Annotated in this window: 2 protein-coding genes and 1 pseudogene; all 3 read right to left on the bottom strand. The window is 68.1% G+C overall.

Translation table 11 applies throughout. From position 1 onward, the window contains the following. Positions 1-978, bottom strand: a 978-nt coding sequence (locus E1261_RS44340) for an epoxide hydrolase family protein (RefSeq protein WP_132416323.1), incomplete at its 3' end; no start/stop codon positions are given. Continuing rightward, on the bottom strand, positions 971-1,399 hold the full coding sequence (locus E1261_RS44335; RefSeq protein WP_132416321.1) for a MarR family winged helix-turn-helix transcriptional regulator: 429 nt from the start codon (positions 1,397-1,399) through the stop codon (positions 971-973). The genes E1261_RS44335 and E1261_RS44340, both read right to left, overlap by 8 nt. A gap of 53 nt (positions 1,400-1,452) precedes the next feature. Beyond that, positions 1,453-2,490: pseudogene (locus E1261_RS45770) on the bottom strand (hypothetical protein); the annotation flags it as partial.

Below are 2,490 nucleotides of genomic sequence, written 5' to 3'. Positions count from 1 at the left end.
GTCGTGGGACGGGGTCCAGGGGTAGCGGTTGTTGTTGGCGTAGGTGCGGATCGAGCTGTCGATCGCGTTGCCGGTCCAGTAGATCGTGGCGTGGGTGAGGATGTCGTCGGGCGTGAACGGGTCGCCGTCGGACCAGCTCTGCCAGCGTTCGAGGATCCAGGCGAGCATGCCGGCGGGGGAGTCGGCGAGGCCGAAGCCGAGGGTGCTCGGGTGCAGGACGTGCGCGGCGAGGTGGGCCGCGAACCGGCGTTCGAACGCGATCACGCCGTCGTAGATCGCGGGTGGGAGGTTGTCAGGCAGGGGATTGCCGCCGGTGAGGTCCCAGGCGCGGTCGCCGTTGAAGAAGGACAACTTGAGGCCTGAGCCGATGTGGATTCCGTACAGCTCATCGGCGTACTTGTGGCCGAGCTGGCCAGTCACCAGCGCGCCGACGTCGCACCCGCCCGCGGCGTATTTCGCGTGACCGAGGACACCGGTCATCAGGTCGTGCCAGACGTCGGCGATCTTCCAGAAATTCATGTCCGGGCTGGTCGGGGTCGAGAACCCGAACCCCGGCAGGGACGGGACGATGACGTCGAACGCGTCCGCCGGATCGCCGCCGTACGCGGCCGGGTCGGCCAGTTGGTCGATCACCTTCGACCAGTGCCAGAACGTCCACGGCCAGCCGTGGCTCAGGATCAGCGGGATCGGCGCCGGCCCGACGCCGGGCTTGCGCAGGAAGTGCACCGGTACGCCGTTCACGTCGGCGCGGTAGTTGTCATAGGCATTGATCGCACGTTCGGCAGCACGCCAGTCGTAGCCGTCGGCCCAGTAGTCGACGAGCTCTTGCAGGTCAGTACGACGGACGCCGTAGAACCCGTCCTCGTTACCGATGTCGAGCGGCCACTTGGTCGCCCGGAGGCGGCGGCGCAGATCGTCGAGAACCTCGTCGGACACGTGGATCGGAGTGGGTTCCAGGTGCATGGTTGCCTCAGGCATCTTCGGCCAGCTCGGTCAGGCGGGCGAGAACGTCGACGGATTTCGCCAGTACGGCGCGTTCGGCGTCGGTGAGTTGGTCGACGAGCTCGGTCATCTTGGTGACCCGGTTGATGTGCCGGGCGCGGACGACCTTCCGGCCGGCCGGGGTCAGCGACAGCAGGATCGCGCGGCCGTCGGCCGGGTCTGGGCGACGTCGTACCAGCCCGTCCTGCTCGAGTTTGGCGACGAGGCTGGTCAGGGCGGGTTGCTTGAGCTGCTCGGTCGCGAGCAGGTCGGTGAGCCGCATCGGGCCGCTGCGGGACAGCGTGTGCAGCACCGACAGCGTGGAGAAGTTGAACCGCCGGACGGTCGGAAGCCGGATGAAGATCGTGTTGAAGTCCACGATCACCTGGGTCAGGCGCTCGGAATCCACCTCGGTCATGGACCGAACATATCAAGAATCGATCTAGTTCAACCAGATCGATTCTCGATGTATCAGTTGCTGAGGGGGATGCCGGTGACGACGACCGGGGTGTCGCCGGGGCGGAGGGTGAGGATGGCGGTTTTCTCCCCCTTGGGGAGGTGGCCCTTGAACACGATCGTGCCCTGTTCGGACTGGCCGGCGGCAAACTGCTCGGGCCAGTTGCTGCGCGAGTCGTCGGCGCGGATCGAGTTGCCCTCGGCGCTGGTGAAGGTCGCGTTGCCGTTCAGCGGGAGGCTGACGGAATCCTTGCCCTTGTTGTTGACGGTCAGGCGGATCCGGGTGAAATGGCTGGTGTTGGTGACGTTGTCGACCGTGATCGTGAGGCCTGCGGTGGTTTTGCCGACCGGTTTGATCAGGCGGTCCTCGCCGGACTCGTTGCCGCTGAGGTAGCCGGCGGCGTACTCGGCTCCGGAGGTGATGGCGAAGCCACCGACGCCGACACCGATCAGTACGGCGCCGATCGCGACGATCGCGGAGACGTCGAGCCGGCCTGGTTCGCGTTCGGTGGGGCTGACGGCGTCCAGGATCGCGAACGTCATCGCGCCGAGCAGCGCGAGCGTCGGGGCGATCAGCCAGCGGAGGAGGCCGCCAGGCCCGTCGGCGAGGAACGTGGCGATCAGGTTGATGACCAGGCCGACGGCGAGCATGGCGCCGGCGATCGCGAAGACCCGGGCCAGACGGACCTGTCCGACCTCGCCGGTGGTCTCGCGGGTACGGCGTTCTGGACGGTTCACCGGACGGGGTGCCGGGCGGCTGGCGCTCGGCTCGTCCGGATAGCTGGGGTAGTCCGGGCGCTCGGGGTAGGGGTTGCGCGGCGTGTCGGGCTGGGCGATCTGGGCGCGATCACCGCCGGACAGTGGGGAGCGGGCCGACTCGAGGTAGTCCGCCGACGGGTAGCCGGGCCAGGATGCGCTGTTGCTCGCGTCGGCCGGGTTCGGCTGGCTGATGCTCGCGCGGTCGGCCGGATACGGATCGTTCCGCGGTACGGCGTCCGGTGGCGGACCGCTCGGTGCGAACGGGGATGCGGCGGGGTCCGGTGGGGTCGAGCC

Source organism: Kribbella albertanoniae, assembly GCF_004348455.1.
In the GTDB taxonomy this organism is placed as follows: Bacteria; Actinomycetota; Actinomycetes; order Propionibacteriales; family Kribbellaceae; genus Kribbella; species Kribbella albertanoniae.
This window is presented reverse-complemented; position numbering and strand designations above follow the sequence as displayed.